The 2,088-nt window shown below is 71.4% G+C and carries 3 protein-coding genes; 2 read left to right on the forward strand and 1 reads right to left on the reverse strand.

Annotated elements, in window-relative coordinates; genetic code table 11:
* A partial coding sequence (locus tag FNX44_RS26405; protein ID WP_228450277.1) for a class E sortase occupies window positions 1-711 on the forward strand: 711 nt, incomplete at its 5' end.
* A 36-nt stretch (window positions 712-747) separates the two neighbouring features.
* Window positions 748-1,575: an alpha/beta fold hydrolase gene (locus tag FNX44_RS26410; RefSeq protein ID WP_143651497.1), complete on the forward strand. Its 828-nt coding sequence runs from the start codon at window positions 748-750 to the stop codon at window positions 1,573-1,575.
* On the opposite strand, the gene FNX44_RS26415 is transcribed toward FNX44_RS26410, so the two are convergent.
* Window positions 1,562-2,074, reverse strand: a complete 513-nt coding sequence (locus FNX44_RS26415) for a GNAT family N-acetyltransferase (protein ID WP_143651498.1) — start codon at window positions 2,072-2,074, stop codon at window positions 1,562-1,564. The genes FNX44_RS26410 and FNX44_RS26415 overlap by 14 nt on opposite strands.
* Between the last annotated feature and the right edge of the window lie 14 nt (window positions 2,075-2,088).

A 2,088-nucleotide genomic window follows, 5' to 3' on the forward strand; every position in this document is an offset into this window, starting at 1 on the left:
CGCCCGTCCCGGTCCCGTAGCCGCCTCGCCTCGGCCGTCAGCGTCTTCGGCGAGCTCCTGATCACCACGGGCGTCGTCCTCGGCCTCTTCGTGGCGTACTCGCTGTGGTGGACCAACGTCATCGCCGACCGGCAGGCCGACAAGCAGGCCGACAAGGTCCGCGACCACTGGGCCGCCGACCGGGACATCGGCCCCACCAAGCCGCTCGGCCCCGGCAAGCTCGACACCCGCGACGGCATCGGCTTCCTGCACGCTCCGGGGCTCGGCAAGAAGGAGATCCTGGTCAAGGAGGGCACCAACGCCAAGGAGCTCAACCAGGGCATCGCCGGCTACTACAAGGACCCGATCGAGTCCGCCATGCCGTGGGACAAGAAGGGCAACTTCACCCTCGCCGCCCACCGGGACGGCCACGGCGCCAAGTTCCACAACATCCACAAGCTGAAGGAGGGCGACCCGCTCGTCTTCGAGACCAAGGACACCTGGTACGTCTACAAGGTCTACGCGATCCTGCCGAAGACCTCGAAGTACAACGTCGACGTGCTCCAGCCGGTCCCCGAGCAGTCCGGGAAGAAGAAGCCCGGCCGCTACATCACGCTGACCACCTGCACCCCGGTCTTCACCTCCAACTACCGCTACATCGTCTGGGGCGAACTCGAGCGCACCGAGAAGGTCGACGCCGACCGCAGCCCGCCCACGGAGATCAGCTCCTGACCCGTACCCGCCGACCGCCACCGGACGGAGACCCGCGTGACCGAGTGGGAACTGCCCCGAAGCTTCCAGGCCGCCACCGGCGAGGTGCGCTGGAACCGTCTCGGCGACGGCCCCGAGGCGGTCGTGCTGCTGCACGGCACGCCGTTCTCCTCCTACGTGTGGCGGGCGGTCGCCCGCGCCCTCGCCTCCCGCTTCACCGTCCACGTCTGGGACATGCCGGGCTACGGGCTCTCCGAGCAGCGCACCGGCCAGGACGTGTCACTCGCCGCGCAGGGCCGGACCTTCGGCGAACTGCTCGCCCATTGGGGGCTGGACCGCCCCGCCGTCGTGGCACACGACATCGGCGGCGCCGTCGCACTGCGGGCACATCTGCTCCACGGCGTCGACTACCACCGCCTGGCGCTTGTCGACCCGGTGGCGCTCGCGCCCTGGGGGTCGCCGTTCTTCCGCCTGGTGGGCGAGCACTCGCCCGTCTTCGAGCAGTTGCCGCCCGCGCTGCACGCCGTCCTCGTCCGGGAGTACGTGAGCTCCGCGAGCAGCCCGGGCCTGCGCCCCGACGTACTCGACCGACTCGTGGAGCCGTGGCTGGGTGAACGCGGCCAGCCCGCCTTCTACCGGCAGATCGCCCAGGCGGACCAGCGCCACACCGACGAGATCGAGCGCGCCTACGACTCCGTGCGGGCGCCGACGCTGGTGTGCTGGGGCCGGGACGACGCCTGGATCCCAGCCGAGCGGGGACGGGACCTGGCCTCCCGGATCCCGGGCAGCCGCCTGAAGCTGCTGGACGGCGCGGGCCACCTCGTCCAGGAGGACGCACCCGCCGAACTGACCACGGAACTCCTGGCCTTCCTCACCCGGCCGTGACGTGGCCGGCCCCTCCACCCGGCGACGGGCAGACCTCCGGGACGTGGAGGTGGCGGGTCATGAAGACGCTGTTGGGGTCCTCGCGGTAGTCGCCGAAGGGCTCGCAGTCGGCGAAGCCGAACTTCCGGTAGAGCGCGCGGGCGGGGGCGAAGAACTCCGCCGAGCCGGTCTCCAGACTGAGCCGGTTGCAGCCCGCCTCGCGGGCCGCGTCGACGATGTGCTCCAGCAGCCGGGACGCCACGCCGCTGCGTTTCCGGGCCGGCGCGGTGCGCATGGACTTGATCTCGGCGTGCGTCTCGTCCAGCCGGCGGAGCGCGCCGCAGCCGACGATCGTCTCGCCGTCCCACGCCGACCATACGGTGACCTCCGGTCGGCGCAGCCCGTCGAGGTCCAGGGCGTGGGTGCTCTCCGGCGGGCTGATCGCGCGCAGTTGCCCGACGTGCGCCCGCAGGAACTCCACCGTCCGCCGCCCCGAGAGGTCGTCGACCACGATCCGCATCCCCGCCACTCCCT

Origin of the sequence: Streptomyces alkaliterrae, assembly GCF_007097205.2 — a bacterium.
Lineage (GTDB): Bacteria > Actinomycetota > Actinomycetes > Streptomycetales > Streptomycetaceae > Streptomyces > Streptomyces alkaliterrae.

Bases quoted from the DNA above. Each gene is read 5' to 3' on its own strand.
- FNX44_RS26415 (WP_143651498.1), bottom strand. From the start codon at position 2,074: ATGCGGATCGTGGTCGACGACCTCTCGGGGCGGCGGACGGTGGAGTTC.